The organism is Klebsiella sp. PCX, assembly GCF_021869705.1.
Classification (GTDB): domain Bacteria; phylum Pseudomonadota; class Gammaproteobacteria; order Enterobacterales; family Enterobacteriaceae; genus Klebsiella; species Klebsiella quasipneumoniae.
The window spans coordinates 3703317-3727234 of the sequence record NZ_CP091527.1; the positions used below are offsets into that span (position 1 = coordinate 3703317).

Below are 23918 nucleotides of genomic sequence, written 5' to 3' on the forward strand. Positions count from 1 at the left end.
AAAAGGGGAGCCGGTGGCTCCCCTCAGTGCATCGCGTGCTGATTAGGCGTTGTATTTACGCATCACCAGCGTGGCGTTGGTGCCGCCGAAGCCGAAGCTGTTGGACATCACGGTGGTCAGCTTAGCGTCAGTCGGTTTGGTGACGATGTTCAGGCCGGCTGCCTGCTCGTCCAGCTCTTCGACGTTGATGCTCGGCGCGATAAAGCCGTGCTCCAGCATCAGCAGGGAGTAGATAGCTTCCTGTACGCCCGCCGCGCCCAGCGAGTGGCCGGTCATCGCTTTGGTCGCCGAGATAGCCGGGCTGTTATCGCCGAACACTTCGCGGATCGCGCCCAGCTCTTTCACGTCGCCGACCGGCGTGGAGGTGCCGTGAGAGTTCAGGTAGTCGATCGGGGTATCCACGCCGTGCATCGCCATCTGCATACAGCGCACTGCGCCTTCACCCGATGGAGCTACCATGTCTGCGCCATCGGAGGTTGCGCCATAGCCGACGATTTCGGCATAGATGTGCGCGCCGCGCGCCAGAGCATGTTCCAGCTCTTCCACCACGACCATACCGCCGCCGCCGGCGATAACGAAGCCGTCACGGTTGGCGTCATAGGTGCGGGAGGCTTTTTCTGGAGTGTCGTTGTATTTGGTGGACAGCGCGCCCATGGCGTCGAACTCGCAGGCCATTTCCCAGCACAGTTCTTCGCCGCCGCCGGCAAAGACGATATCCTGTTTGCCCAGCTGAATCTGCTCTACCGCATTACCGATGCAGTGTGCGGAAGTGGCGCAGGCGGAGCTGATGGAGTAGTTAACGCCGTGGATTTTAAACGGCGTGGCGAGGCAGGCGGAAACGCCGGAAGCCATCGCTTTGGTGACCACATACGGACCCACGGCTTTCAGACCACGCGGGCTACGCATGGCATCAGCGCCGAAGACCTGGAATTTCGGGGAGCCGCCGCCGGAGCCTGCGATCAGGCCGACACGCGGGTTATTCTGGTATGCTTCCGGCGCCAGACCTGCGTCGGCAACGGCCTGTTCCATGGACAGGTAAGCATAGATGGAGGCGTCGCTCATGAAGCGCACTACTTTGCGGTCAATGAGGCCAGTGGTATCCAGTTTGACGTTGCCCCATACGTGGCTGCGCATCCCTGAATCTTTAAGCTCCTGAGAGAAAGTGATCCCTGAACGTCCTTCACGCAGAGATGCCAGGACTTCCTGCTGGTTATTACCGATGCTGGAAACGATGCCCAAGCCAGTAATCACTGCACGTTTCATTAAATACCTCTGTAAGTCTCACTATTTTAAGTTTCGTGTCGCACAATAGCGTACACTTGTACGCCGAACAAGTCCGATCAGACATTTTGTGTATAAATTTGCGCCCTCAGGCACACATCGCTAAGATCGCGCTACGCCTTGTGATTCGAGTAACTTACGTGAAACAAAACGCTATACAACCCGCCAACCTGGAATTCAATGCTGAGGGTACACCTGTTTCCCGAGATTTCGACGATGTTTACTTTTCCAATGACAACGGTCTGGAAGAGACGCGCTACGTCTTTCTCGGCGGAAATCGCCTGCCGGAGCGCTTCTCCAGCCACCCTCGCCCGCTGTTGATCGTCGCGGAGAGCGGCTTCGGCACCGGGCTCAATTTCCTCACTCTCTGGCAGGCGTTTGACGTTTTTGTTCGCGATAACCCGGACGTTACCCTGCAAAGGTTACATTTCATCAGTTTTGAGAAATATCCGCTGAAGGCGGAAGATCTCCGCCTGGCGCACCAGCGCTGGCCAGAGCTGGCCCCATGGGCAGAACAGCTGCAGGCGCAATGGCCTTCGGCCTTCGCCGGGTGCCATCGTCTGCTGCTCGACGGCGGACGGGTGACGCTCGATCTGTGGTTTGGCGATATCAACGAGCTGACCAGAGAGCTGGATGATTCGCTGAATCAGCAGGTGGACGCCTGGTTTCTCGACGGCTTTGCCCCGGCGAAAAATCCCGACATGTGGACCCAGGATCTGTTCAATGCCATGGCGCGCCTGGCGCGTCCCGGCGGAACGCTGGCCACTTTTACCTCCGCCGGTTTTGTCCGCCGCGGCCTGCAGGAAGCCGGATTTACTCTGCGTAAAACCAAGGGCTTCGGCCGCAAACGGGAGATGCTGACCGGCGAGATGGCGCAAACGCTGGCCTTTCCGGCGCGCGCGCCCTGGTTCGCCCGCCGAGGCAGCGAGGCCCGCGAAGCGGCCATCGTCGGCGGCGGTATCGCCAGCGCCCTGCTCTCCCTGGCGCTGCTGCGTCGCGGCTGGCAGGTGACCCTCTACTGCGCGGACGACGCCCCGGCGCAGGGCGCCTCCGGTAATCGCCAGGGCGCGCTCTACCCGCTGTTAAGCCAGCACGATCCGGCGCTGGCGCGCTTTTTCCCGGCCGCCTTTACCTTCGCCCGCCGCACCTACGACGCGCTGCCGGTGCTGTTCGATCATCAATGGTGCGGGGTCACCCAGCTTGGCTGGGATGAAAAAAGCGCGCACAAAATCGCCCAGATGCTGGCCCTGGAGTTGCCCCCTGATATCGCCTGCGCGGTGACGGCGGATCAGGCCGCGGAGCTGACCGGCGTCGAGACCGGCTGCGGCGGCATAACCTATCCGGCCGGCGGTTGGCTGTGCCCACAGCAGCTCACCGCCGAGCTACTGGCGCTGGCGGCGACTCGCGGTCTGCACGTGCATTATGGTTATCAGGTCGAGACGCTGAGTGCAGAAGGCGATGGCTGGCTGCTCAACCACCAGCGCTATCATCAGGCGGTCGTGCTGGCCAACGGCCACCGCATCGCGGATTTTGCGCAAACCGCGCCGTTGCCCGTCTATCCCGTGGGTGGCCAGGTCAGCCATATACCCACCACCCCGCGGCTTTCCGCTTTGCGCCAGGTGCTGTGCTACGACGGCTACCTGACGCCGCAGAATCCGCAAAACCAGCAGCATTGTATTGGCGCCAGCTACCATCGCGGCAAAACCGACACCACCTTCAGCGAAGGAGATCAGCAGCACAACCGGCAACGGCTGATCGACTGCTTCCCGGGCGCGGAGTGGCCGCAGGACGTGGATATCAGCGCCAGTGACGCCCGCTGCGGCGTGCGCTGCGCCACCCGCGATCATCTGCCGATGGTCGGCAACGTCCCGGACTATGCGGCGACATTGACGCAATACGCCAACCTCCACGAACGGCAGGATAGCGCCGGTAGCGCGCCGGTCTTTCATAACCTGTTTATGCTTGGCGCCCTCGGATCGCGAGGCATTTGCACCGCGCCGTTAAGCGCTGAGATACTGGCGGCGCAGATGAGCGCTGAACCACTGCCGCTGGATAGCGACACCCTGGCGGCGCTGAATCCGAATCGGCTATGGGTGAGAAAACTGCTGAAGGGAAAAGCGGTGAAATAAAACCATGAGGGCAGGCAATTTCCCGGGTACGGCTGACGCCTGACCCGGGCTACAACATGGCTCAGGCCTGATTTTTTGCCTGCAGATACAGGTTTTCCCACATGCCCTGCACCAGATTTTGGTCCGGCGGCGACAGCTCGCCAGCGCCGATGGCTTTCTCCAGGCTATGGCTGACTTTGCTGTGTATCGCTTCAGCTGAATGCTCGCCCTCACCTTCCAGCTCAGCCACCGCCAGCGTCAGGTGGCCGCGCAGATAACCGCCGGCAAACAGTTCATCATCACTGGCGTGGTCTACCATGTTGTCAATCAGCGCCAGAATGCGTGATTCAAACTCCGCGATCATCGTCTTACCTCTTGTCATGTAATGTGTGGCCTTAGTGCAGGTCTTCCGGCCACGGAAAGTGTTCTGCCGTCAATGGCGGCGTTTGATAATAGTGTTGTAGTGCGCGAATAAGACGCGCCGGACGTTCGGGGATCCCTTGTTCAAGCAGAGTCATCACCTGGGCATGTACCCGGCGCTGAAAGGCGATGCGATCGGGTTCGACGTCACCTTCCAGATTGTCACAGCTGACGTTAAACGGAAATCCCGCCGCCACGCAGAACAGCCACTCCAGGGCCTGCGGTTTCACCTCGACGTCCTCAAACTGGCTTTGGGTCATTGCATCGCGACCGTCCGGGCAGTACCAGTAGCCAAAATCCACCTGTTCGCGGCGAGCCTTGCCGGCGATACACCAGTGGGAGATCTCGTGCAGGGCGCTGGCAAAAAAACCGTGCGCGAACACGATACGGTGATATGGCGTGTCATCGTCTGCCGGAAGGTAGATCGGCTCATCGTCGCCTTTCACCAGGCGAGTATTAAAATCTGCGGCAAAGCAGCTATCGAAGAGATCGATCAGCTGCTGATAATGGTGTTGCTGTTGCATTAATGAATTCCCAACCACTGCAAAATCTCCGCCCCGTGGCTGTCGTAGAGAAGCTTCGCGCTCATCACCGCCGAGACGATAACGATCATCGGTCGGATCAGCGATTGCCCTTTACTCAGCACCAGCCGGGAGCCGGCGCGGGCGCCAATAAATTGTCCGGCCATCATCACAAAGCCGGTGGCCCAGATAACCTTCCCGCCGATAATAAACAGCAGCAGGCCGCCGACGTTCGAGGTGGCGTTGAGCAGTTTGGCGTGGGCCGTCGACTTCGCCAGGTTAAACCCGGCGAGGGTGACAAACGCCAGCGCATAAAACGAACCGGCGCCGGGGCCGAAAAAACCGTCGTAAAACCCGACGCTGCCGCCAGCGACCAGCGCAAACGGCAGACCGTAGAGCCGACGCTGCCGGTCCGCTTCGCCCAGTTTCGGCATCAGCAGAAAATAGAGACCGATGCCGATCACCAGCAACGGCAGGATCTGCTTAAGAATATCGGACTGCACGTGCTGGACCAGCAGCGCGCCGGCGGTTGAACCGATAAAGGTCATCAGAATATTCAGCTTCTGATCGGCGAGATTGACCACCTTGCGCCGGACAAAGTAGAGGGTCGCCGACAGCGATCCGCCGCAGGCCTGCAGCTTATTGGTCGCCAGCGCCTGGGCCGGCGGCATGCCTGCCGCCATAAGCGCCGGCACGGTCAGTAAGCCCCCGCCCCCGGCCAGTGAATCAATAAAACCGGCCAGGATGGCGACAAAAAAAAGCACCACCAGCACCAGCGGCGATACGGAAAACAACTCGATAAAACTATCCATTACAGCACATGCTCATCCAGTAGCGCCTGGCAGGAAGGCGGCAACGGCGGCGGCGTCTTCTTCACAGGTGGGGTAGACCCGGGTTTAGGTGGCTCGAACCAGCTCTGCAGCTCCGCTCCGCAGCCATCGCCGGCCGGCGGTGGCGCCTGATCTTCGCACTCCAGGCTGCCTGCCGGGCAGCGCAGACGGACGTGCATATGGGCGCGATGCTGGAACCAGGGACGAACTTTGCGCAGCCACTGGCGGTCGCTTCCCGCGTCCAGGCACAGCTGCTGTTTAATCGCCGGGTTGACGAAGATGCGGGTCACCTCGCTATCTTCCGCCGCCAGCTTGATCAGCTGGCTGATTTGCGGACTCCACAGCGACGGTACCACGCGTTTGCCATCGCTGGCGACCAGATCCAGGGCCTGCGGCTTCAGCAGCTGGGACGATGTCCAGCGCGTCTGCGGCAGCTGGAGGAAGATATCGACATCGAGGCCCGTCTGATGGCTGGCGTGGCCGCCGTTAAAACGGCCGCCTGCCGGCATCCCCATGTCGCCAATCAGCACGGTCCCCATGCCTTTATTGTGCACCTGATTGCTCAGGCGCTGAATAAACTGAATCAGATCCGGATGACCGAAGTAGCGCCGCTGATCGGTACGCATCACCTGATAGCCGACAGCGTTCAGCGGCAGCGCCTCGGCGCCAACGATACAGCCATTGGAGAACGCGCCAATCGACTGCGCGCTGCCGCCGATTGGCTGGGATATCTTCTGCCATGGCGTGGCGGCCAGGCTGCCGGCGCTGGCCAGCAGCGCCAACAGGGCGATAACGGTGTTTTTCATGGTTACCAGCGTGGAATTGTCGTCGTCACGTCGCCATTCTGCGCGCGCTGACGCATAAAATGATCCATTAAAACGATCGCCAGCATGGCCTCAGCGATCGGTACGGCGCGAATGCCGACGCACGGATCGTGACGCCCTTTGGTGATCATCTCCACCTCTTCGCCAAAGCGGTTAATGGTATGACCGGGAACGGTAATACTGGAGGTCGGCTTCAGCGCGATGTTGGCAACGATCTGCTGACCGCTGCTGATGCCGCCAAGAATGCCGCCGGCGTGGTTGCTCTGGAATCCGGCTTTGGTGATCTCATCGCGGTTTTCGCTGCCGCGCAGCTTCACCACCTCGAAACCGTCGCCAATCTCCACGCCTTTCACGGCGTTGATGCTCATCAGCGCATGGGCGATATCGGCGTCAAGGCGGTCAAAGACCGGCTCGCCAAGGCCCGGCGGTACGCCGTCGGCGACGACGGTAACTTTGGCGCCAATGGAGTCGCCCTCTTTTTTCAGACCGCGCATCAGTTCATCGAGAGCGTCGATTTTCTCCGGATCCGGGCAGAAGAAGGGATTCTGTTCAACCTGTTCCCAGTCCTTAATGGCCAGCGGAATGTCGCCCATCTGCGTCAGGCAACCGCGAATGACGATGCCGAACTTCGCGGCGAGGAATTTTTTGGCAATCGCCCCGGCCGCCACGCGCATCGCGGTTTCGCGGGCGGAGGAGCGACCGCCGCCACGATAGTCGCGTAGACCATACTTTTGTTCGTAGGTGTAATCCGCATGGCCAGGACGAAACAGATCTTTGATCGCGCCGTAATCCTGCGAACGCTGATCGGTGTTCTCAATCAGCAGCCCGATACTGGTCCCGGTGGTGACGCCTTCGAAGACGCCGGAGAGGATTTTGACCTGATCCGGCTCGCGACGCTGCGTGGTGTAACGCGAGGTGCCCGGGCGACGACGATCGAGGTCGTGCTGCAGATCGGCTTCGGTCAGCGGAATGCCCGGCGGCACACCATCAACGATGCAGCCAAGCGCCAGGCCGTGCGACTCGCCGAAGGTGGTGACGCGAAAGAGTTGTCCAATTGTATTTCCTGCCATCACGGCTCCATTATTTGTCGTTATGTTGGCGTGTTGTTTTTTTTAGTCTTTATAAATACCGAAGTGCGCGCGAGCGTCAATCAGCTGTTGTTTGGTCAGCATAAAGACGCCGTCGCCGCCGTTATCAAACTCAAGCCAGGTAAACGGCACGTCCGGATACTGCTCCATCAGATGTACCATGCTGTTACCGACTTCACAAATCAGAATGCCGTCGTCGCTGAGATAATCCGGCGCATTGCCGAGGATGCGGCGCGTCAGCTTCAGGCCATCGCTTCCGGAGGCCAGACCCAGTACCGGCTCATGCTCATACTCTTCCGGCAGGTCGGCCATGTCCTCTTCATCGACATACGGCGGATTAGTGACGATCAGATCGTACTGTAGCTTCGGCAGATCGCGAAACAGGTCGGAACGGATCGGGGTCACGTGATGGATCAGGCCATGGGATTCCACGTTGTGCTCGGCGACGGCCAGCGCGTCCGGGGAGATATCCACGGCGTCGACTTCGGCTTCCGGGAAGGCATAGGCGCAGGCGATGGCGATGCAGCCGCTGCCGGTGCACATATCAAGGATATGCTGCGGCTTATGGTTAATTAGACCGGCAAACTGGTTATTGATCAGTTCGCCGATCGGGGAGCGCGGCACCAGCACCCGCTCATCAACGTAAAACTCATGGCCGCAGAACCACGCTTTGTTGGTCAGATAGGCGACGGGAATACGCTCGTTCACGCGGCGAATCACCCGCTCTACAATGCGGTGTTTCTCGCTGGAGGTCAGGCGCGCAGTGCGCATATCTTCCGGGATATCCAGCGGCAGATACAGCGAAGGCAGCACCAGCTGTACCGCCTCGTCCCACGGGTTGTCAGTCCCGTGACCGTACCAGATATTAGCAGCGCTGAAACGGCTTACCGCCCAGCGCAGCATGTCCTGAATGGTATGCAGCTCATTGACTGCCTCATCAACAAAAATTTTATCCACGACATCCTCCAGGGCACACTCTGCTATAAATTCGGCGGCTAGTGTGCCATGAAGACGGCGATAAATCAGCATTCTTGCGTGGGGTGGCGGGGGAAAAAACAGGTTTTCCTTGCCCGAAGGGATATTGAGTCGGGTAAACTAGCGCAAAGTATTAATGAGAGCGGACAATGAAAAAGAAGACATCGCTTAGCGAGGAGGATCAGGCGCTGTTCCGTCAGCTGATGACTGGCACGCGGCAGATCAAACAGGACACCATCGTGCACCGCCCGCAGCGCAAGAAAATCACCGAGGTTGCCCCTAAGCGTCTGTTGCAGGAACAGGCCGACAACAGCCACTATTTTTCCGATGAGTTTCAGCCGCTACTGAATACCGAAGGCTCGACGAAATATGTCCGCGCCGACGTCAGCCATTTTGAGCTGAAAAAGCTGCGCCGTGGGGATTATTCGCCGGAACTGTTTCTCGATTTGCATGGGCTCACCCAGCAGCAGGCCAAACAGGAACTGGGCGCGCTGATTGCCGCCTGCCGCCGCGAGCATGTGTTTTGCGCCTGCGTGATGCACGGGCACGGCAAGCACATTCTCAAACAGCAAACCCCGCTGTGGCTGGCGCAGCATCCACACATCATGGCTTTTCATCAGGCGCCAAAAGAGTACGGCGGTGACGCCGCACTGCTGATTCTGATAGAGGTCGAGGAGTGGCAACCACCGGAACTGCCTTGACGGCGAGCTCCGGGGGCCGTCAGATGGCGTTGGCCATTTTGAGGTTGCAGGGGCTTTTCTGCCAGAGGTATTCACCCTTGCCGTCGGCGTCCAGATTGACGCAGGCGATAGCCGAGGTGGTGAACATCGGGGGCGTTTCCCCCGGGCACAGCTCTGAGACGAGGTACCCCACCAGCGGCAGGTGGGAGACGACCAGCGCCGTCGCCACGCCTTCATTTGCCAGCGCCTGCAGATAGGCGCTCACCATACCTACATCGCCGCACGGCGTGAGTTCCGGCATCACGTCGACATGTTTCGGCAGGTTCATGCACTCCCCAACAATATCCAGCGTCTGTTCCGCACGCAGATAGGGACTGACAAGAACGCGCTCAATATCCACTTTTTGACCTTTCAGCCAGGTTGCCATCTGACGAGACTCATCACAACCGCATACGGTTAATGGACGAACCGAGTCGCTGGCTGCATCGAGGGCAGCGTCGCCGTGACGCATAATAAAAACTTGCATATTGCACCGCTTTTGTTAACCAGAAGCACCGAAGTTTAGCCTGCGAAGACAATACGCAGGCAACCCGGTGGCCGGGCATTGTGCCTGATCCATTCAACGAATGAAACGCTGTTTTTTACCTCAATGGCGTAAGTATAGTCAATGATTGTTTACAAAACAGCCAATCAACAGCGTCATCCGCAGCCGGATTTACCTTCTTTGACCACAACTTAGGTCAGCCGTTCATCCGCTGGCCAAAAGGTGGTCCCCTGTTCGGCCATGCGTAACAAAGTGTCACAGGGTGTAAAACGTGGGCCGTACTGGGCGGCCAGGCGCTGCAGGATCGCGGCAACTTCACCCGCGCCGATAGTATCCATATACCGGAACGGGCCGCCAAGAAATGGCGGAAACCCTATACCAAATACGGCGCCGATATCACCATCGCGCGCGCTACGGATGATCTGCTCATCAAAGCAGCGCGCCGCCTCGTTAAGCATCAGCATCACACAGCGCTCGGCCACCTGCTGCGCGGACAACCGCGACTGCGGGCGGTCGATGCCCAGCAGCGGATAGACTGCCGGGTCGGGCCGTTTTTTGCTTTTACGCCCTTTTATCTCATAAAGATAGAAACCACGATTATTTTTTCTACCTTTGCGATCGTCCTTCAAAATCGCGTCAATGATGTTTGCAGGCGGGCTAAAACGTTCTCCAAAGGCATTCTCCAGTACGGGAATAATTTTGGTGCCGGTATCGATACCCACCTCATCCAGCAGTTGAACCGGTCCAACCGGAAAACCGAATTTCACCAGGGCCTTATCAATCACCTCAACCGGTTCTCCCTCCACCAGCAGACGCATCGCTTCATTTATATACGGCGCGAGAATGCGGTTCACATAGAAGCCCGCTTTGTCCGCCACGACGATCGGCGTTTTCCCCTGACGTTTAGCCAGTTGCACCACCGTGGCAATGGTCTGCGGATCGGTTCCCTTATGCGGGATCACCTCAACCAGCGGCATTTTCTCCACCGGACTGAAAAAGTGCAGGCCGACCACCCGCTCAGGGTGGCTGGCATGGGCGGCTATATCGCCTATTGGTAACGACGACGTATTCGAGGCAAAGATAGTCTGCGGCCCGCCGTTTTGCTCCACTTCACTGACCATCCGCTGTTTCAGCGCCAGGTCTTCGAATACCGCCTCAATCACCACGTCGCGATGGGCAAAGCCCTGATAGTCGGTAGTGCCTGTGATCAGCGCCAGCTGACGATCGCGCTTGCTGGGGCGCAGTCGGCGCTGGCGAACCTGTTTGTTCAGCAGATCCCAGCTGTACTTTAAGGCGTGGTTGATCCCGCTCGGCTGAATATCTTTAATTCGCACCGGCAGTCCGCCTTTACAGGCGGTCACATAGGCGATCCCCCCGCCCATCAGGCCGCCGCCCAGTACTGCAACGCTTCTCAGCGGAGCGGGTTCCGCCTCGGCGCCACGGTCTTTTTTCAGATCGGTACTGGCAAAGAAGATCGATCGCAGCGCCTGCGACTGCGGGGTCATCGCCAGTTCGCCAAACGCGCGGGCCTCTTCGGCGTAACCGCTGCTGCAGCCGTGGGCCAGACCATTCTCGACGACCTGCAAAATTCGCTTCACCGCCGGGTAGTTGCCCTGGGTCTTGCGCTGCGTTTGCTTGCCGACGTACTGAAATAACAGATGGCGACCGAGGGGGCCCGCCAGCACGCGTTCGCGAACCGGCACCTCGCGGCTGGTCGGACGTCCCTTCAGCGCCAGCTCCACCGCCGCCTGCAGTAAAATTGTCTGCGGCACCACCTCGTCCACCAGACCGGCCTTCAGCGCCTGGCGCGGCCGTAATTGCCTGCCGGTGAGCATCATATCCAGCGCCGTGCTGACGCCGATTAGCCGCGGTAAACGCTGCGTCCCACCGGAACCCGGCAGCAGACCAAGCTGTACCTCCGGCAACCCGAGTCGGGTTTTTTCGTCATCGCTACAGATGCGGCCATGGCAGGCCAGCGCCAGCTCCAGTCCGCCGCCCAGACAGGCGCCATGGATGGCGGCAATGACCGGAATCGACAAGCCATGGATTTCGGCCATAATCTGCTGCCCCTGGCGCGCCAGCGCTTCCGCCTCCTGCGCGCTGCGGCAGCGGGCAATCATGTTGATGTCTGCGCCGGCGATAAAGTTATCGGCTTTGGCGGAGATAAATACCACGCCGCGCACCGACTTATCGTCGCGTATCTGGCGTATCAGTCCCCGCACCTGATTGCCGAACTCGGCCTTCAGGGTATTCATTTTTTCACCCGGAGCATCAATGGTGATCACCGCGATTTTGTCCGCACGGACCTCAAGCTTAAAAGCGGAAACAGTATCCATTATTCAGCCTCCACAATCATCGCCGCGCCCAGACCGCCTGCCGCGCAGGCCGTCACCAGACCAAATCCCCCTCCCCGTCGCCGCAGCTCATGCAGCGTCTGGGTGATCATCCGCGCGCCGGTGGCGGCAAAGGGGTGACCGTAGGCGATAGAGCCGCCGAGGACGTTAAATTTACTCTCATCCACCTCACCGGTGGCCTGCGCGCGGCCCAGCACCTCGCGGGAAAAGCGGTCGCTTGCCAGACACTGGAGATTGGCCAGCGTCTGCGCGGCGAAAGCTTCGTGCATATCGATAAGCGTGAGATCAGCCAGCGTCAGGCCAGCGCGCTCCAGCGCCAGCGGCGTGGACCATGCGGGCCCCAGCAGCATATCCTGCCAGACATCGATGGCGGTAAAGGCATAGCTGCGCAGATAACCCAACGGCGTCAGACCCAGCTCTTTGGCCCGCGACTCGGTCATCAGGATCACCGCCGCCGCGCCATCCGTCAGCGGCGTGCTGTTGGCGGCGGTAACGGTGCCATGTTTACGGTCGAAGGCCGGACGTAACTTTTGGTAATCCGCGAGGGTTGAATTTTTACGGATATTGTTATCCTGCTCCAGCGGTTCGCGGAAGGGAGAAGCATAGGCGGTCATCACCTCTGCGGACAGTTTGCCCTCCTCCCAGGCTTTCGCTGCCAGCTGGTGTGAACGATGTGCCAGCGCATCCTGTTGTTCCCGGGTGATCCCCCAGCTTTTCGCCATCTGCTCGGCGGTATCGCCCATCCGTAAGCCGGTTGAATATTCAGCAACCGCCGGGGGAACCGGCAGCAGGTCGCGCGGCCGCAGGCGGGAAAACAGCTTCAGTTTCTGGCTCAGCGTGCGGGCTTTGTTCGCATCTACCAGCGTGCGGGCCAGCGTTTTGCTGACGCCGATAGGCAACACAGAGGAGGAGTCGGCACCGCCGGCGATACCGGCGCGGATGGTGCCGGCCATCAGGCTTTCAGCGACATTCGCCACGGCCTGGAAGCTGGTGGCGCAGGCGCGACTGACGCTGTAAGCGTCGGTGTGCACGCTCATTCCGGTACCGAGCACAATTTCCCGGGCGATATTCGGCGCCTCCGGCATCTGCACAACCTGACCAAAGACCAGTTGCTCAATGGCTTGCGCAGGAATGTCGCTGCGCGCCAGCATTTCGCCAACCACCATTTTTCCTAAATCAACGGCGGGAATGCCATGAAATGCCGTCGCCTGACGCGCAAACGGCGTGCGTAACCCTGTGACAATGGCAATGCGATCGCCCTGCCGGGTGATAAGCGGTAATGCCTGACTCATAACTCTCCCCTGTTAACCAAGACAAACAAGTGGTCTGACCTGATAGCATTGTTAACTAATTTTTTACATTAAGCCAATCGGGGAAGCGAAAAATTGCGAGCCAAAACACATTGAACGGAAAAGATAACGCCCCTTTCACGGGGCGTTAAGCGGAGGGATTAACGCAGACCCAACTGGAAGATCAGGGATTCGGCCTCACAGCTAAACACAAAATCGATATCCAGCTGTACGCCGCCGTCAACGTCGGCGAAGACGGGATTAATCTTGCACGGTTCAGATTCCACACTGCGGGCTTTTTCGCTCAGCGCGGCGAGCATTTGCTCTGCTTCCGCACGGTTGGCGAATACGCGGCTGTATGAGGCGGTGCAGTCGGTGTTGTCGACAATGGTCCCAACATCCATACAGCAGCAAACCGGGGTTTCATCAGCGCTACATTTACTCATCGTAGATTTCCTCTGGATATGCACCTGCGGTGCCAGACAATTTATGTGCCTATTTTACGCCCGCTCCCTGGTCTGCCTCCAGCCGATAATCGCCATCGCGGCGTTAAGTGACAGAAATCACACTTAAAAATGATCTAAAACAAAAATCACCTTTTCTCTCTCTCCTTCCCCCCGACAATTTTGCCAGCTGGATCGCGTTTCTGTTATCACAATTGAAAAACTTCATAAACAAACTTGCAACAACTCATCTGGTCAGACCTATACTCAGCGCACTGGTCTGATTTCTCTGTTGTACCGCAGACCCTACACTTCCGCGCTTCTGTTACGGCATGTAACATAGTTTAAAAAAAAATAACTCAATGAGGTTATGGGCATGAGCCAGAAAACCCGCTTTACCCAATCTGCCCTTGCAGTGGCTGTCGCACTTGTTTCCACCCAGGCCTGGTCAGCAGGCTTCCAGCTCAACGAATTCTCTTCATCAGGGCTGGGTCGGGCCTATTCCGGTGAAGGGGCTATCGCAGACGATGCAGGCAATGCCAGTCGTAACCCGGCATTAATTATGATGTTTGACCGTCCGACCATGTCGGCGGGCGCCGTTTTTGTCGATCCGGGCGTCAATGTCTCCGGGACTTCACCCACCGGCAAAAGCCTGAATGCAGACAATATCGCCCCGACGGCGTGGGTACCTAACTTCCACTTTGTCGCGCCGATTAACGATCAGTTTGGTTGGGGGGCGTCCATCACCTCCAACTACGGCCTGGCAACCGAATACAACGATGACTATGCCGCCGGCAGCATGGGCGGGAAAACCGACCTGACCACCGCGAACTTTAACCTGAGCGGCGCCTACCGTCTCGACAGCAACTGGAGCTTCGGCTTAGGCTTTGACGCGGTCTACGCTAAGGCGAAGATCGAGCGCTATGCTGGCGATCTGGGGCAGATTGTCGCTGGCTCGGGCGCGCTGCCGCCGGCGCTGGCGGGCCAGGTAGCGAAGATCCCGGCCGACACGCAGATCGCCCATCTTAACGGCAACGCCTGGGGCTTTGGCTGGAACGCCGGTATCCTCTACGAGCTGGATAAAAATAACCGCTACGGTTTAACCTACCGTTCCGAGGTCAAGATCGACTTCGACGGTAACTACCGCAGCAGCCTGCCGGCAGCCTATAACCAGATCCTCGGCAACTTCGGTCTGCCAGCAGGTACTAATGGCCAAACCACCGACGGTTCACTGACCCTTAACCTGCCGGAAATGTGGGAGCTGTCGGGTTATAACCGCGTAGCACCGCAGTGGGCGGTCCACTACAGTCTGACCTACACCAGCTGGAGTCAGTTCCAGGAGCTGAAAGCCACCGGCAGCAACGGCCAGACGCTGTTCTATAAAGAGGAAGGCTTTAAGGACGCCTACCGACTTGCGTTGGGGACCACCTATTATTATGACGATAACTGGACCTTCCGCACCGGTATCGCCTTCGATGACAGCCCGGTACCAGCCAACAATCGCTCCATTTCCATTCCGGATCAGGATCGCCTGTGGCTGAGCGCGGGTACCACCTACGCGTTCAACAAGGATGCGTCGGTTGACGTCGGGATTTCCTATATGCATGGGCAGCATGTTGAAATCAAGGAAGGCCCGTATACCTTCCGCTCCGAAGGGACCGCCTGGCTGTACGGCGCCAACTTCAACTACCGCTTCTGATAAGCGGCACACAACAAAAAAGGGTGAACATCATGTTCACCCTTTTTTTTCTTTGCCGATTACTGTGAATCGATATCTTTCAGTTCATCCTGAATGGCCTGGGCGTTCGGATTGTCCGCCGGGGTCAGCTTACCGCCGTTGGCGATAAAGTCATGACGCTGGAAGTAAGCTTCACGCACCATAATGTAAGGATCGGAAGACTGGCGCAGCAGACCGTCGGAATCCAGCAGCTGAGCGCGTGTTTCAATGCCTTCCACCGCCCATTTGCCGATCGACATCGGCCAGGTCAGCCAGGAGAGCACCGGATAGAGGCCATCGGCCATATCGCCGCCTTCGTCGCGCAGGGTAAAGCTGCCGTAGAATGGCAGTTGCACATACGGACCATAGCCGACGCCATAGTGGCCAAGCGTGCTGCCGAAACGATGCGGTTCAACGCGCTGCAGCTGCGGATTAGCCATCCCGGCGACATCGATCAGCCCCCCCATCCCGAGGATGGTGTTCAGGAAGAAGCGGGTAAAGTGGACCATTCCTTTATAGGGGTCGCCCTGCAGGAAGGAGTTCACCATCACCGCCGGCTCTTCCAGGTTGCTGGTGAAGTTACTTAAGCCATTGCGCGCCGGCTGCGGAACATAGTCACGCCATGCCACCGCGACGGGACGAAGCACGTAAGGATCAACCACGTTAAAGTTGAAATTGAACATCGTGCGGTTAAACCCTTCTAACGGGTCTGAGCGCCCCTGCGGCTGATCGCCAGAGCTGGAACTGGCACATCCCACCAGCAATGTGGCGCCAAGCGCAAGCGCCGACAGGCGATAATTCATAGATGTCTCCCTGGTTTTTATGGCTATCGCGAGTTGCCATCCATGACGGAAAGACAACGTTTCCGCCCGTAAAGATGTGAGCGATTGTAACAGCACGTTGAACGATGTCTATATCACCCAAGTTGTTGATTTGATCATAGCCTGGGAATAACGAGATCGCGGGGCTCCTATTCTAGCGGAGCGATAAAAATCTGGCGTAACCATTTTTGCGATTTAAGAGTATCCCCAGCCAGTCGCCAGGGAAAGCCGCTACGCTTTAACTAGATAACTTGTCAGCGAGGGCCGTGAAATGGATGAACCAGACGATAACAAATTAAAGCCTGCGGATGACGAACGCGAGGTCGAAAGTGAAGAAAAACAGCGCGGTGAAGAGATAGAAGTTGACGAAGATCGCCTTCCCTCTCGGGCGATGGCGATCCATGAACATATTCGCCAGGAAGGGGAAAAAGAGATGGAGCGCGATGCGCTGGCCCTGCTGTGGTCGGCGATTGCGGCCGGTCTGTCGATGGGCGCCTCCCTGCTGGCGAAAGGGATTTTTCACGTCAAGCTGGATGGGATCCCTGGCGGATTTTTACTCGAGAACCTCGGGTATACCTTCGGCTTTATTATCGTGATTATGGCCCGCCAGCAGCTGTTCACGGAAAACACGGTCACCGCCGTACTGCCGGTGATGCACAATCCCACCCCCGGAAACGTCGGTTTGCTGATGCGGCTATGGTCGGTGGTACTGGCGGGCAATCTCATCGGCACCGCGGTGGCCGCATGGGCCTTCAATTATATGCCTGTTTTTGATGAGCCGACCCGCCAGGCCTTCGTCAGCATCGCCGAAGATGTGATGAAAAACAGCCCGACGGAGATGTTCGCCAATGCAATTATTTCCGGCTGGCTGGTCGCCACCATGGTCTGGATGTTTCCCCTCGCCGGCGCCGCCAAGATCGTGGTGATCATTCTGATGACCTGGCTTATCGCCCTGGCGGATACCACTCATATCGTGGTGGGCTCGGTAGAGATCCTCTATCTGGTATTTAACGGAAGCCTTCCCTGGAGCGACTTCATCTGGCCGTTCGCCCTGCCGACGCTGGCGGGAAATATCTGCGGCGGAACCTTCATCTTCGCGCTGTTGAGCCATGCGCAGATCCGTAACGACATGAGCAACAAGCGAAAAGCAGAAGCCCGCGCGCAGGCCGCCGGAAAAGCCAAAAACGCCGACCGGGCATAAAAAAAGCGCTCAGAATGGCGAGGGTTTAAGCAGTCAGACGGTATGGCACTTACTCAGGCGGGCGAAAAACGCTATACTCGTGCCGCCTTGTCCCCTTAGTTAAATGGATATAACGAGCCCCTCCTAAGGGCTAGTTGCAGGTTCGATTCCTGCAGGGGACACCATGACCCTCCTGTTTTATGTCGGATCCACGGCGATTTTTGATGATTTTTCTGCAGCTCCGGTAGATAGTTCACTCAAGCTAGTACCGACCTGATCATCAATGCCCCTCCCTGTTAACGCACAAAGTGATTTATTTATAGATATAAAACCCGTTGCGCCATTCCTCTTTTTAAAAAGAGGAAAACACCAGTGATCATTTTACAAATAAAATGAAAGACTCACAGGAAAAGACGAGTTGTAAAACGTAATGATATCGTCAGCAGCAACCGCACGAAAAGCATACTACTCCCTCCTCACCGTCATTCACAATATTGATATTCACGATCATAACAACATAGTTTTCTTACCCTGACAGGTATGACCTAATGAACAGGCCTTCAGCCTCATCAACGCTCCGGACACCGTTGTTTTTTATTGTATCTATACTGGCGCTATTTTGCTTAATTAATTTTACCACAACCTACATTAACACGATAACGACCCCGGCGCCGTTGTTGTTTTACGGCATGACCCTTATTATTCTGATATTTTACTTTTTAATATCAATAACTATCGCTTTAAAATACTTAAGTGATAAACGCTGTCTGTTTCTCATACCAGTAGCCTGTGCCTTTATTGGCTCTGCCATAATGATGATTCTTGCGTTACATAATTACAGCAAAATGTTTTATTGCAATCTCAACGACTCAATCTCATACAATGAAATTCTGCGGTATTACTTTTACCGCAACGCCTTAACACTCACCCAAATCATCACCGCGGCATTAGTATACAGATTTCGTTCTCATCGCCTGCTGGCCTCCCATAATCACATTATTATTACCTTTGCCTGCATAAGCCTTACTTTAGCTATCGTCCTGATTGTTGGATTTTCCTCAACGCACTTGTATGAACCAACGATTCGCTTAGCCAGTAATATAATGGTTTACATGTGGACGCTCCTCTTTTTCACGACGATTGCATTAACCCGCTTCAGAAATATATTCTGGACAGGAATCTATTTTTACTGCTTCGTTTATATCTTAACCTTCTCTTTCTTAACAACCGCAGATGTCGCTAGCGAAAACACATGGTATAAAGCGAGGCTTTTCGAAACGCTGGGCACCCTGATCTTTATTATTATTATTTTCCTTAATGCGTTTAAGCTTTATCAATTATCCAACAATAAATATGAGAATGCCTATCAGAACTCGATTCGTGATTATCTGACGCAGCTGTACAACCGTCGCTATTTTTACCTTGCGCTGACAAAAAAAATGCAACGGGTCTCTGTGCAAAAACCATTGTCTATCTTGTTATGCGACATCGATCATTTCAAACGCATAAATGACAAATATGGCCACTTTCAGGGAGATCTTGTTATTCAGTATGTAGCCTGGGTTCTTCAGGATCAGGTTCGAAGAGATGATATTGTGGCCAGAACAGGCGGCGAGGAATTTGCACTATTACTGCCTGACGTCGGCCAACAGCAGGCGCAACTCATCGCTGAGCGGATTCGCCAGGCTATTATCTCCCCAGGCGACGTCAGCAGCAGGGTTAAACTCCCCGAGAGCGTCACGATCAGTATCGGCCTTGCCACTACGGAGGATCCTAAAACGGTAGAGACTGAATTACTTAACCGCGCCGACGACGCCCTGTACCAGGCAAAAAAAGCAGGAAGGAATTGTGTGGTTGCCTGGCAGAAGTCCTCCTGTACTCGATAGCCTCGACAATTAACCGACAGCAACACGCTTTCTGCGTACAATATGGCGTGGCCTGGGCGTCAACCTGCCGCCCTGCCGATTCAACACTCTCTGGACAACAAAGGAGCCAGGCGTTGGTATGAAACAGATCACCCTTAGCGATATGCAGCAGCAGAGCGAAGCGGCAACCACTTCCCCGCGCTTACGTGCCCATCGCAATTTTCACCCTGAGCTGAGAGATCCGGTGCAGCGCCTGGCTATCGCTATGGAACCCGGCACCTATATCCGCCCGCACCGGCACCGACATACTTTTGAACTTTTGCTGCCGCTGAAAGGCCGCTTTGTGGTGCTAAATTTTGATGACCATGGCGTGATTACTAACCGGGTGGTGCTGGGTGAAACCTGCACGGCCCTGGAAATGGAGCCCGGCACCTGGCATACGGTGCTCTCACTTGACGCAGGAGGAATGGTATTTGAAGTCAAACAAGGCGCTTATCAACCGCTTGCTGAAATCGACACCATGGACTGGGCGCCAGCCGAAGGTCAGCCGGGTACCGCAGAGATGATGGCCTGGTATGCCATCGCGCAGCCGGGGGATCGCTATCCCTCTGTGTCGCAGTAAGCCTGGCCGCTGCAAACGGATGCTGCGAGCATCCGTTTGCGTTATCCCGGTCGTCGCGGCATTTGTCTCCAGAGCCGCGTACTCCTCATGCTGCGTTCGCCCTCGTCGGAGTCATTAATAAAAATAACAAAAAAGTGTTGTATTCAGGCGCTAAGCAAACTATTTTTCTCGAGCGAAATAAATGATAGGATAACGCAGTCAAGTTAATATCTGACGTAACAATAAGAATAATCAACTTATCGATATAATATTCTCTACGTGAATGCGTTTCATTAATCAGGTCAGGGAGTCCAGGCAATAAAACGTGGCTGTTAGATGATTACGCCCAATACTAACCGCTATTTTTTAGCAACAAAAAAACTTATGAATATAACAGAACGGAATATCTGGAAATTAAATAATTTACCGCCAATGGAGTATTGCTCTCTCCCCCGGGCGCAAAAATTATTAAACTGCGAAATTGAAGACATTCTTCACTGGCATGATATCGGCGCGATCAATCTATGCCTGAAGCTTAACCCGACGCGGGGAACATTAAAACTCGCCGTCCTTTCTCATCAGGAAAAAGAAGTAACCAGCACATTTAATCCACTCAATTCATCGGAGACGGTGGAGACCTTCTTGTCGCCACACTCTCATATCCATAGCATTCTGCGGCTTGATGGCGATATTCCCGTCATGGAAACCCTGCGCGGGAATACCGTCACGCAGTTCAACGTCAAGGTCACTGCGTCAGGACTCTGGCATCCGCACAGCCGGAATTTAATGGCGTTACTGGAGGCGCCTGACGATATTCATCATGAAAACAGGCTCAGCATGATGCTGCCTGAGAAACCGTTTGTATATTGTCACTTCATTCCGCAGGAGGCAGAAAACCCCACCCTGTCATTGAACCGGCTCTATATTACCAGTCAGGCAATTGAGAAAATATTTGCCCATAGCATTAGCGCCCGACCGATGGATGTCACAAAAAATCCGCTACGGCAACAAACCGGTTATATCCATCAGGAATTAACCTCCCTTCCGCAAAGTGAGGTACTGCTGGAATTTATCCACGATCTAATTCAGTCCCATACTTTATTTAATGTGAAATTGCAGAAGATGGCTGAGCCAGACAAGACCCAGCTCTTTCATCACGTGCTGGAAAGGCTTAAGGAGGAAGTCATGCTGAGAGAGGATGTCCTGCCCAATGAGGCCGACTTCAGCAGCGCAACCCACCGTTAGTCCAGGCTCGCCGCCGAGCGACGCAGGCCGTCAGGCAGGAGGCAGGCGGTTTTCCTGCTCAAGCGTTAGCGCAATCTCCCGCGCCAGGGCGATAAATTCGCGTGCCGCGGCGCTCTGCCATGCATCCCTGCGCTGTAGCAAACAGGCCGTTCGCTGCAGCAGCGCAGGTTCGAGCTCAATAGCCACTACATCATCAAACTGCCCGGCGATCGCCGCCGGCAGCAGTGTCGCAAGGGGCGTGCGCCGAATGACCGACATAACGGCGCCGATAGAGTTGGCCTCCATCCGCACGTCAGGTTCGAGCCGATGACGACGGCAATAACGATCGATCTGCTCCCGGGTGGCAAACTCGCTGCTCAGTAAAATCAGCGGCTGCGCGTCGAGCGCCTGCAGCCGGAGCGCGTTCTCTCTGGCCAGAGGATGACTGCGGCTCACCACCAACGCGAGGGTTTCCGTCAGCAGCGGATGAACGACAATATCCCGGGAACGGCTTTCGTCAAAGGCAATGCCGACATCCAGTTCATCCTGCAGCAACATCGTTTCCATGCGCTCCTGGTTCATCTCCTGAATCAGCAATTTCACTCCGGGGTAGCGTCGATAGTAGTTTTCCACCAGCGGTCCCAGCATATAGGTGGTGAAGGTCGGCGTCATGGCAATGCGGAGTTTGCCACGCTGCAGATCCTCAGCGTCATGCAGAGCGCGCCGCCCTTCCTCAAGATCGCGTAACGCCCGGCGAGCATACTCCAGCCAGATCTCTCCGGCATCGGTTAACCGGGTATAACGGCCAGAACGGTCGAAAAGCTGAACCTCCAGCATGGCTTCAAGCTGGCGGATCTGCTGTGACAGCGCAGGCTGGGAGACGTGCAGCGCCGCGGCGGCGCGAGTAAAGCCACGGTGTTCTGCCACGGCGATAAAGTAGGAAAGATGGCGCAGGAGCATCCGCTTACCTATAAGTAATTCAACTAGGGTTAATCATAAATAAGTCTTTTAACTTATGAAACAAGTTACGTACCCTCTACGCACGACCCGTTGCCTTTTTTTCCCTGAACAGCATCTTATGCAGGAGTGACTATGTCCGCTCACGATCGCTATCTCCAGCGCGCCCTAACGCTGGCAAACCACAACATCAGCCACGGCGGTCGTCCCTTTGGCGCCGTGCTGGTGCGCCATGACGAGGTTGTCGCCGAAGCCGTCAATACCTTTCATCTAAGCGGCGACCCAACGGCGCATGCCGAACTGAATGCCGTTCGCGATATTGCCGCCAGGCTGGGGAGCGAGGTTCTGCGCGAGTGCGTTATCTACGCCAGCGGACAACCTTGCCCGATGTGTCTTAGCGCCCTCTATTTAACCGGCGTGCGGGAAGTGTTTTTCGCCAACAGCAATCAGGACGGAGAACCTTTCCAGCTATCTACCGCCGCGATTTATCAGCAGTTGCAGCAGCCGCTGGCGCAGCAGACGTTGCCGATCCATCATCGCCCGCAGCCGGAGGGGCTGGCAGTTTATCAGCGGTGGGCGGAACAGCAGCCATGAAAGCCGTGTTGCGACAGAATCTGACGCTGGGGATCCTGGTGCTGATCGGCATAAATATGCGACCGCTGCTCACCTCCATCGGCCCTTTACTTCCGGAGATCCGTGCCGCCAGCGGGATGAGCTATACCCTGGCCGCGCTACTGACCGCCCTGCCGGTGATAGCGATGGGCGTGCTGGCGCTGGCCGCCGGTTCGGTCGATCGTTATGTCGGTCAAAACCGTAGCATTGCGCTAAGTCTGCTGATTATCGCGGCGGGCGCCCTGCTGCGGGAAATCGCTCCGAATAGCGGCCTACTGCTCACCAGCGCCCTGGCCGGAGGCGTTGGCATCGGCATAATCCAGGCTGCCATCCCGGCGGTAATTAAGCGCTTGTTCGCCCGCCGGACGCCGCTGGTGATGGGGCTATGGTCAGCGGCGCTAATGGGCGGTGGCGGGTTAGGCGCTGCGTTTACGCCATGGCTGGCGTCGCATAGCACAGCATGGCGGGATGCGCTGGCCTGGTGGGCGCTCCCCGCCCTCCTCGCCCTGTTCAGCTGGCTGGCGATTTGTCGGCACCTGCCCCGCGCCCCGCATCAGACCAGCGCCGCGCCCCGGGTGGCGATTATTGGCCAGCGCCGCGCCTGGACGCTGGGACTCTATTTCGGACTGATCAACGCCGGCTACGCCAGTCTAATCGCCTGGCTGCCGCCCTACTATATGCAGCTTGGCGACAGCGCCCAGTACAGCGGCTCGCTGCTGGCGCTGCTGACGGTTGGGCAAACCGCGGGCGCGCTGCTGCTGCCGGCGCTGGCTCGCCAGGATGACCGGCGCCAGCTTCTGCTGCTTGCTCTGGCGCTACAGCTGATTGGGTTCTGCGGCTTCATCTGGCTGCCGCAGCACTTCCCAGCGCTTTGGGCCCTCGCCTGCGGCGTGGGTCTGGGCGGCGCGTTTCCCCTGTGCCTGGTGCTGGCCCTCGATCACGCCGGACAACCGACGGTGGCTGGCCGGCTGGTAGCCTTTATGCAAGGTATCGGATTTATCATCGCCGGCCTGTCGCCCTGGCTTTCCGGCCTGCTGCGTAGCCTGAGCGGGAACTACACCCTTGACTGGTCCTGGCATGCGCTTTGTGTCCTGTTACTCATGGCGCTCACGCTGCGCTTTATCCCAGCGCACTACCCGGCCGAGTGGCGACAGCGCGCCTCTGATCTGCATTAAACCGGCGGCGCGTGGCAACCTGAATGCCGCGCGCCAAGCCTGACTAGCCCCGCTAATCTCACTAACGAGAAACCCGTTTTGGTAGCGTCGCTGGCGCTAAATTTATTACCGGGCGAAATTAATGTGTCGCCGAATCACGACACTCGTAAGTAACTAAAAATTAATAAAAAAATGCCCCTTGTTTCCCTGATTTTTTAGGCGTACATTAGCGCCATCTGGAGCACTAAACGCACAGAATTGCGAGCTGCCGCAGGGTGAGATTTCACCGGCGACAGCCCTTGAAAAACAGAACAATTAATTCATTTGAACGTCGCATAAGCGCGTGGAGTGATGAGTCGTGAAATACTTCTTTATGGGTCTCTCTTTTATGGTCATCGTTTGGGCCGGTACTTTTGCCCTGATGATCTAG

The 23918-nt window shown here is 56.7% G+C and carries 23 protein-coding genes and 1 tRNA gene; 11 read left to right on the forward strand and 13 right to left on the reverse strand.

What is annotated here, in order from left to right; translation table 11 throughout:
• Window positions 1–42: 42 nt before the first annotated feature.
• Window positions 43–1263, reverse strand: a complete 1221-nt coding sequence (gene fabB, locus GQR96_RS17555; RefSeq protein WP_002913291.1) for a beta-ketoacyl-ACP synthase I — start codon at window positions 1261–1263, stop codon at window positions 43–45.
• 158 nt (window positions 1264–1421) lie between these two features.
• Here fabB and mnmC point away from each other — a divergent pair, with 158 nt between their 5' ends.
• Window positions 1422–3410: a bifunctional tRNA (5-methylaminomethyl-2-thiouridine)(34)-methyltransferase MnmC2/FAD-dependent 5-carboxymethylaminomethyl-2-thiouridine(34) oxidoreductase MnmC1 gene (gene mnmC, locus GQR96_RS17560; RefSeq protein WP_004201784.1), complete on the forward strand. Its 1989-nt coding sequence runs from the start codon at window positions 1422–1424 to the stop codon at window positions 3408–3410.
• A 61-nt stretch (window positions 3411–3471) separates the two neighbouring features.
• Here the strand turns inward: mnmC and GQR96_RS17565 are convergent, their stop codons facing one another.
• The 6 genes from GQR96_RS17565 to prmB are packed head-to-tail and all read right to left on the reverse strand — an operon-like array spanning window position 3472 to window position 8029.
• Window positions 3472–3753, reverse strand: coding sequence for a YfcL family protein (locus GQR96_RS17565; protein ID WP_069734072.1), 282 nt, complete (start codon window positions 3751–3753; stop codon window positions 3472–3474).
• A 31-nt stretch (window positions 3754–3784) separates the two neighbouring features.
• A complete protein-coding gene (locus GQR96_RS17570; RefSeq protein WP_057216374.1) occupies window positions 3785–4333 on the reverse strand; it encodes an elongation factor P hydroxylase in 549 nt (182 codons plus the stop codon).
• Window positions 4333–5142 carry a sulfite exporter TauE/SafE family protein gene (locus tag GQR96_RS17575; RefSeq protein ID WP_004201787.1) on the reverse strand — a complete coding sequence of 270 codons (810 nt, stop codon included), beginning with the start codon at window positions 5140–5142 and terminating at the stop codon, window positions 4333–4335. Before GQR96_RS17575 ends, GQR96_RS17570 begins: the two co-directional genes overlap by 1 nt.
• On the reverse strand, window positions 5142–5966 hold the full coding sequence (gene mepA / locus GQR96_RS17580) for a penicillin-insensitive murein endopeptidase (protein WP_004201788.1): 825 nt from the start codon (window positions 5964–5966) through the stop codon (window positions 5142–5144). Before mepA ends, GQR96_RS17575 begins: the two co-directional genes overlap by 1 nt.
• Before the next feature lie 2 nt (window positions 5967–5968).
• On the reverse strand, window positions 5969–7054 hold the full coding sequence (gene aroC, locus GQR96_RS17585; protein WP_017899506.1) for a chorismate synthase: 1086 nt from the start codon (window positions 7052–7054) through the stop codon (window positions 5969–5971).
• Window positions 7055–7096: 42 nt separating this feature from the next.
• Window positions 7097–8029 carry a 50S ribosomal protein L3 N(5)-glutamine methyltransferase gene (gene prmB / locus GQR96_RS17590; RefSeq protein ID WP_002913346.1) on the reverse strand — a complete coding sequence of 311 codons (933 nt, stop codon included), beginning with the start codon at window positions 8027–8029 and terminating at the stop codon, window positions 7097–7099.
• Window positions 8030–8196: 167 nt separating this feature from the next.
• Between prmB and smrB the strand changes: the two genes are divergently transcribed.
• Entirely contained in the window at window positions 8197–8748 is a 552-nt protein-coding gene (gene smrB, locus GQR96_RS17595) for an endonuclease SmrB (protein WP_017899504.1), read from the forward strand.
• Between the two features lie 19 nt (window positions 8749–8767).
• Here the strand turns inward: smrB and sixA are convergent, their stop codons facing one another.
• The 4 genes from sixA to GQR96_RS17615 all read right to left on the reverse strand — a co-directional run bounded on the left by sixA (window position 8768) and on the right by GQR96_RS17615 (window position 13360).
• Window positions 8768–9253 carry a phosphohistidine phosphatase SixA gene (gene sixA, locus GQR96_RS17600; RefSeq protein WP_004201794.1) on the reverse strand — a complete coding sequence of 162 codons (486 nt, stop codon included), beginning with the start codon at window positions 9251–9253 and terminating at the stop codon, window positions 8768–8770.
• 209 nt (window positions 9254–9462) lie between these two features.
• Window positions 9463–11607: a fatty acid oxidation complex subunit alpha FadJ gene (gene fadJ / locus GQR96_RS17605; RefSeq protein WP_069135488.1), complete on the reverse strand. Its 2145-nt coding sequence runs from the start codon at window positions 11605–11607 to the stop codon at window positions 9463–9465.
• Window positions 11607–12917 (reverse strand): acetyl-CoA C-acyltransferase FadI, encoded by a 1311-nt coding sequence (gene fadI, locus GQR96_RS17610; protein WP_057216383.1) that lies wholly within the window; start codon window positions 12915–12917, stop codon window positions 11607–11609. Before fadI ends, fadJ begins: the two co-directional genes overlap by 1 nt.
• Before the next feature lie 158 nt (window positions 12918–13075).
• Window positions 13076–13360 carry a YfcZ/YiiS family protein gene (locus tag GQR96_RS17615; RefSeq protein WP_004201797.1) on the reverse strand — a complete coding sequence of 95 codons (285 nt, stop codon included), beginning with the start codon at window positions 13358–13360 and terminating at the stop codon, window positions 13076–13078.
• Window positions 13361–13733: 373 nt separating this feature from the next.
• On the opposite strand from GQR96_RS17615, the gene fadL reads away from it, so the two are divergent.
• Complete coding sequence (fadL, locus tag GQR96_RS17620) at window positions 13734–15056, forward strand: long-chain fatty acid transporter FadL (RefSeq protein WP_004201798.1); 1323 nt, start codon at window positions 13734–13736, stop codon at window positions 15054–15056.
• Between the two features lie 59 nt (window positions 15057–15115).
• On the opposite strand, the gene mlaA is transcribed toward fadL, so the two are convergent.
• Window positions 15116–15877, reverse strand: a complete 762-nt coding sequence (mlaA, locus tag GQR96_RS17625) for a phospholipid-binding lipoprotein MlaA (RefSeq protein ID WP_004201799.1) — start codon at window positions 15875–15877, stop codon at window positions 15116–15118.
• A gap of 289 nt (window positions 15878–16166) precedes the next feature.
• On the opposite strand from mlaA, the gene GQR96_RS17630 reads away from it, so the two are divergent.
• The 5 genes from GQR96_RS17630 to GQR96_RS17650 all read left to right on the forward strand — a co-directional run bounded on the left by GQR96_RS17630 (window position 16167) and on the right by GQR96_RS17650 (window position 20786).
• Window positions 16167–17096, forward strand: coding sequence for a formate/nitrite transporter family protein (locus GQR96_RS17630; RefSeq protein ID WP_069135487.1), 930 nt, complete (start codon window positions 16167–16169; stop codon window positions 17094–17096).
• Window positions 17097–17185: 89 nt separating this feature from the next.
• Window positions 17186–17260, forward strand: a tRNA-Arg gene (locus GQR96_RS17635).
• A 363-nt stretch (window positions 17261–17623) separates the two neighbouring features.
• Complete coding sequence (locus tag GQR96_RS17640; RefSeq protein ID WP_062914204.1) at window positions 17624–18961, forward strand: sensor domain-containing diguanylate cyclase; 1338 nt, start codon at window positions 17624–17626, stop codon at window positions 18959–18961.
• A 118-nt stretch (window positions 18962–19079) separates the two neighbouring features.
• Window positions 19080–19562: a WbuC family cupin fold metalloprotein gene (locus GQR96_RS17645; RefSeq protein ID WP_069135486.1), complete on the forward strand. Its 483-nt coding sequence runs from the start codon at window positions 19080–19082 to the stop codon at window positions 19560–19562.
• Window positions 19563–19925: 363 nt separating this feature from the next.
• Window positions 19926–20786: a hypothetical protein gene (locus GQR96_RS17650; RefSeq protein WP_025999167.1), complete on the forward strand. Its 861-nt coding sequence runs from the start codon at window positions 19926–19928 to the stop codon at window positions 20784–20786.
• Window positions 20787–20816: 30 nt separating this feature from the next.
• Here the strand turns inward: GQR96_RS17650 and cynR are convergent, their stop codons facing one another.
• On the reverse strand, window positions 20817–21725 hold the full coding sequence (gene cynR / locus GQR96_RS17655; protein ID WP_017899498.1) for a transcriptional regulator CynR: 909 nt from the start codon (window positions 21723–21725) through the stop codon (window positions 20817–20819).
• A gap of 132 nt (window positions 21726–21857) precedes the next feature.
• Between cynR and GQR96_RS17660 the strand changes: the two genes are divergently transcribed.
• The 3 genes from GQR96_RS17660 (at window position 21858) to ypdK (ending at window position 23918) form a co-directional block, all read left to right on the forward strand.
• Entirely contained in the window at window positions 21858–22316 is a 459-nt protein-coding gene (locus GQR96_RS17660) for a nucleoside deaminase (RefSeq protein ID WP_004202034.1), read from the forward strand.
• A complete protein-coding gene (locus GQR96_RS17665) occupies window positions 22313–23509 on the forward strand; it encodes a CynX/NimT family MFS transporter (RefSeq protein ID WP_004202032.1) in 1197 nt (398 codons plus the stop codon). Before GQR96_RS17660 ends, GQR96_RS17665 begins: the two co-directional genes overlap by 4 nt.
• 337 nt (window positions 23510–23846) lie before the next feature.
• Complete coding sequence (gene ypdK / locus GQR96_RS17670; RefSeq protein WP_099119320.1) at window positions 23847–23918, forward strand: membrane protein YpdK; 72 nt, start codon at window positions 23847–23849, stop codon at window positions 23916–23918.

Bases quoted from the DNA above. Each gene is read 5' to 3' on its own strand.
- GQR96_RS17650 (WP_025999167.1), top strand. From the start codon at position 19,926: ATGAATATAACAGAACGGAATATCTGGAAATTAAATAATTTACCGCCA.
- GQR96_RS17615 (WP_004201797.1), bottom strand. From the start codon at position 13,360: ATGAGTAAATGTAGCGCTGATGAAACCCCGGTTTGCTGCTGTATGGAT.
- fadI (WP_057216383.1), bottom strand. From the start codon at position 12,917: ATGAGTCAGGCATTACCGCTTATCACCCGGCAGGGCGATCGCATTGCC.
- GQR96_RS17640 (WP_062914204.1), top strand. From the start codon at position 17,624: ATGAACAGGCCTTCAGCCTCATCAACGCTCCGGACACCGTTGTTTTTT.
- mepA (WP_004201788.1), bottom strand. From the start codon at position 5,966: ATGAAAAACACCGTTATCGCCCTGTTGGCGCTGCTGGCCAGCGCCGGC.
- fadJ (WP_069135488.1), bottom strand. From the start codon at position 11,607: ATGGATACTGTTTCCGCTTTTAAGCTTGAGGTCCGTGCGGACAAAATC.
- fabB (WP_002913291.1), bottom strand. From the start codon at position 1,263: ATGAAACGTGCAGTGATTACTGGCTTGGGCATCGTTTCCAGCATCGGT.
- cynR (WP_017899498.1), bottom strand. From the start codon at position 21,725: ATGCTCCTGCGCCATCTTTCCTACTTTATCGCCGTGGCAGAACACCGT.
- mlaA (WP_004201799.1), bottom strand. From the start codon at position 15,877: ATGAATTATCGCCTGTCGGCGCTTGCGCTTGGCGCCACATTGCTGGTG.
- GQR96_RS17575 (WP_004201787.1), bottom strand. From the start codon at position 5,142: ATGGATAGTTTTATCGAGTTGTTTTCCGTATCGCCGCTGGTGCTGGTG.
- GQR96_RS17645 (WP_069135486.1), top strand. From the start codon at position 19,080: ATGAAACAGATCACCCTTAGCGATATGCAGCAGCAGAGCGAAGCGGCA.
- aroC (WP_017899506.1), bottom strand. From the start codon at position 7,054: ATGGCAGGAAATACAATTGGACAACTCTTTCGCGTCACCACCTTCGGC.
- smrB (WP_017899504.1), top strand. From the start codon at position 8,197: ATGAAAAAGAAGACATCGCTTAGCGAGGAGGATCAGGCGCTGTTCCGT.
- GQR96_RS17570 (WP_057216374.1), bottom strand. From the start codon at position 4,333: ATGCAACAGCAACACCATTATCAGCAGCTGATCGATCTCTTCGATAGC.
- GQR96_RS17660 (WP_004202034.1), top strand. From the start codon at position 21,858: ATGTCCGCTCACGATCGCTATCTCCAGCGCGCCCTAACGCTGGCAAAC.
- GQR96_RS17565 (WP_069734072.1), bottom strand. From the start codon at position 3,753: ATGATCGCGGAGTTTGAATCACGCATTCTGGCGCTGATTGACAACATG.
- sixA (WP_004201794.1), bottom strand. From the start codon at position 9,253: ATGCAAGTTTTTATTATGCGTCACGGCGACGCTGCCCTCGATGCAGCC.
- GQR96_RS17665 (WP_004202032.1), top strand. From the start codon at position 22,313: ATGAAAGCCGTGTTGCGACAGAATCTGACGCTGGGGATCCTGGTGCTG.
- GQR96_RS17630 (WP_069135487.1), top strand. From the start codon at position 16,167: ATGGATGAACCAGACGATAACAAATTAAAGCCTGCGGATGACGAACGC.
- fadL (WP_004201798.1), top strand. From the start codon at position 13,734: ATGAGCCAGAAAACCCGCTTTACCCAATCTGCCCTTGCAGTGGCTGTC.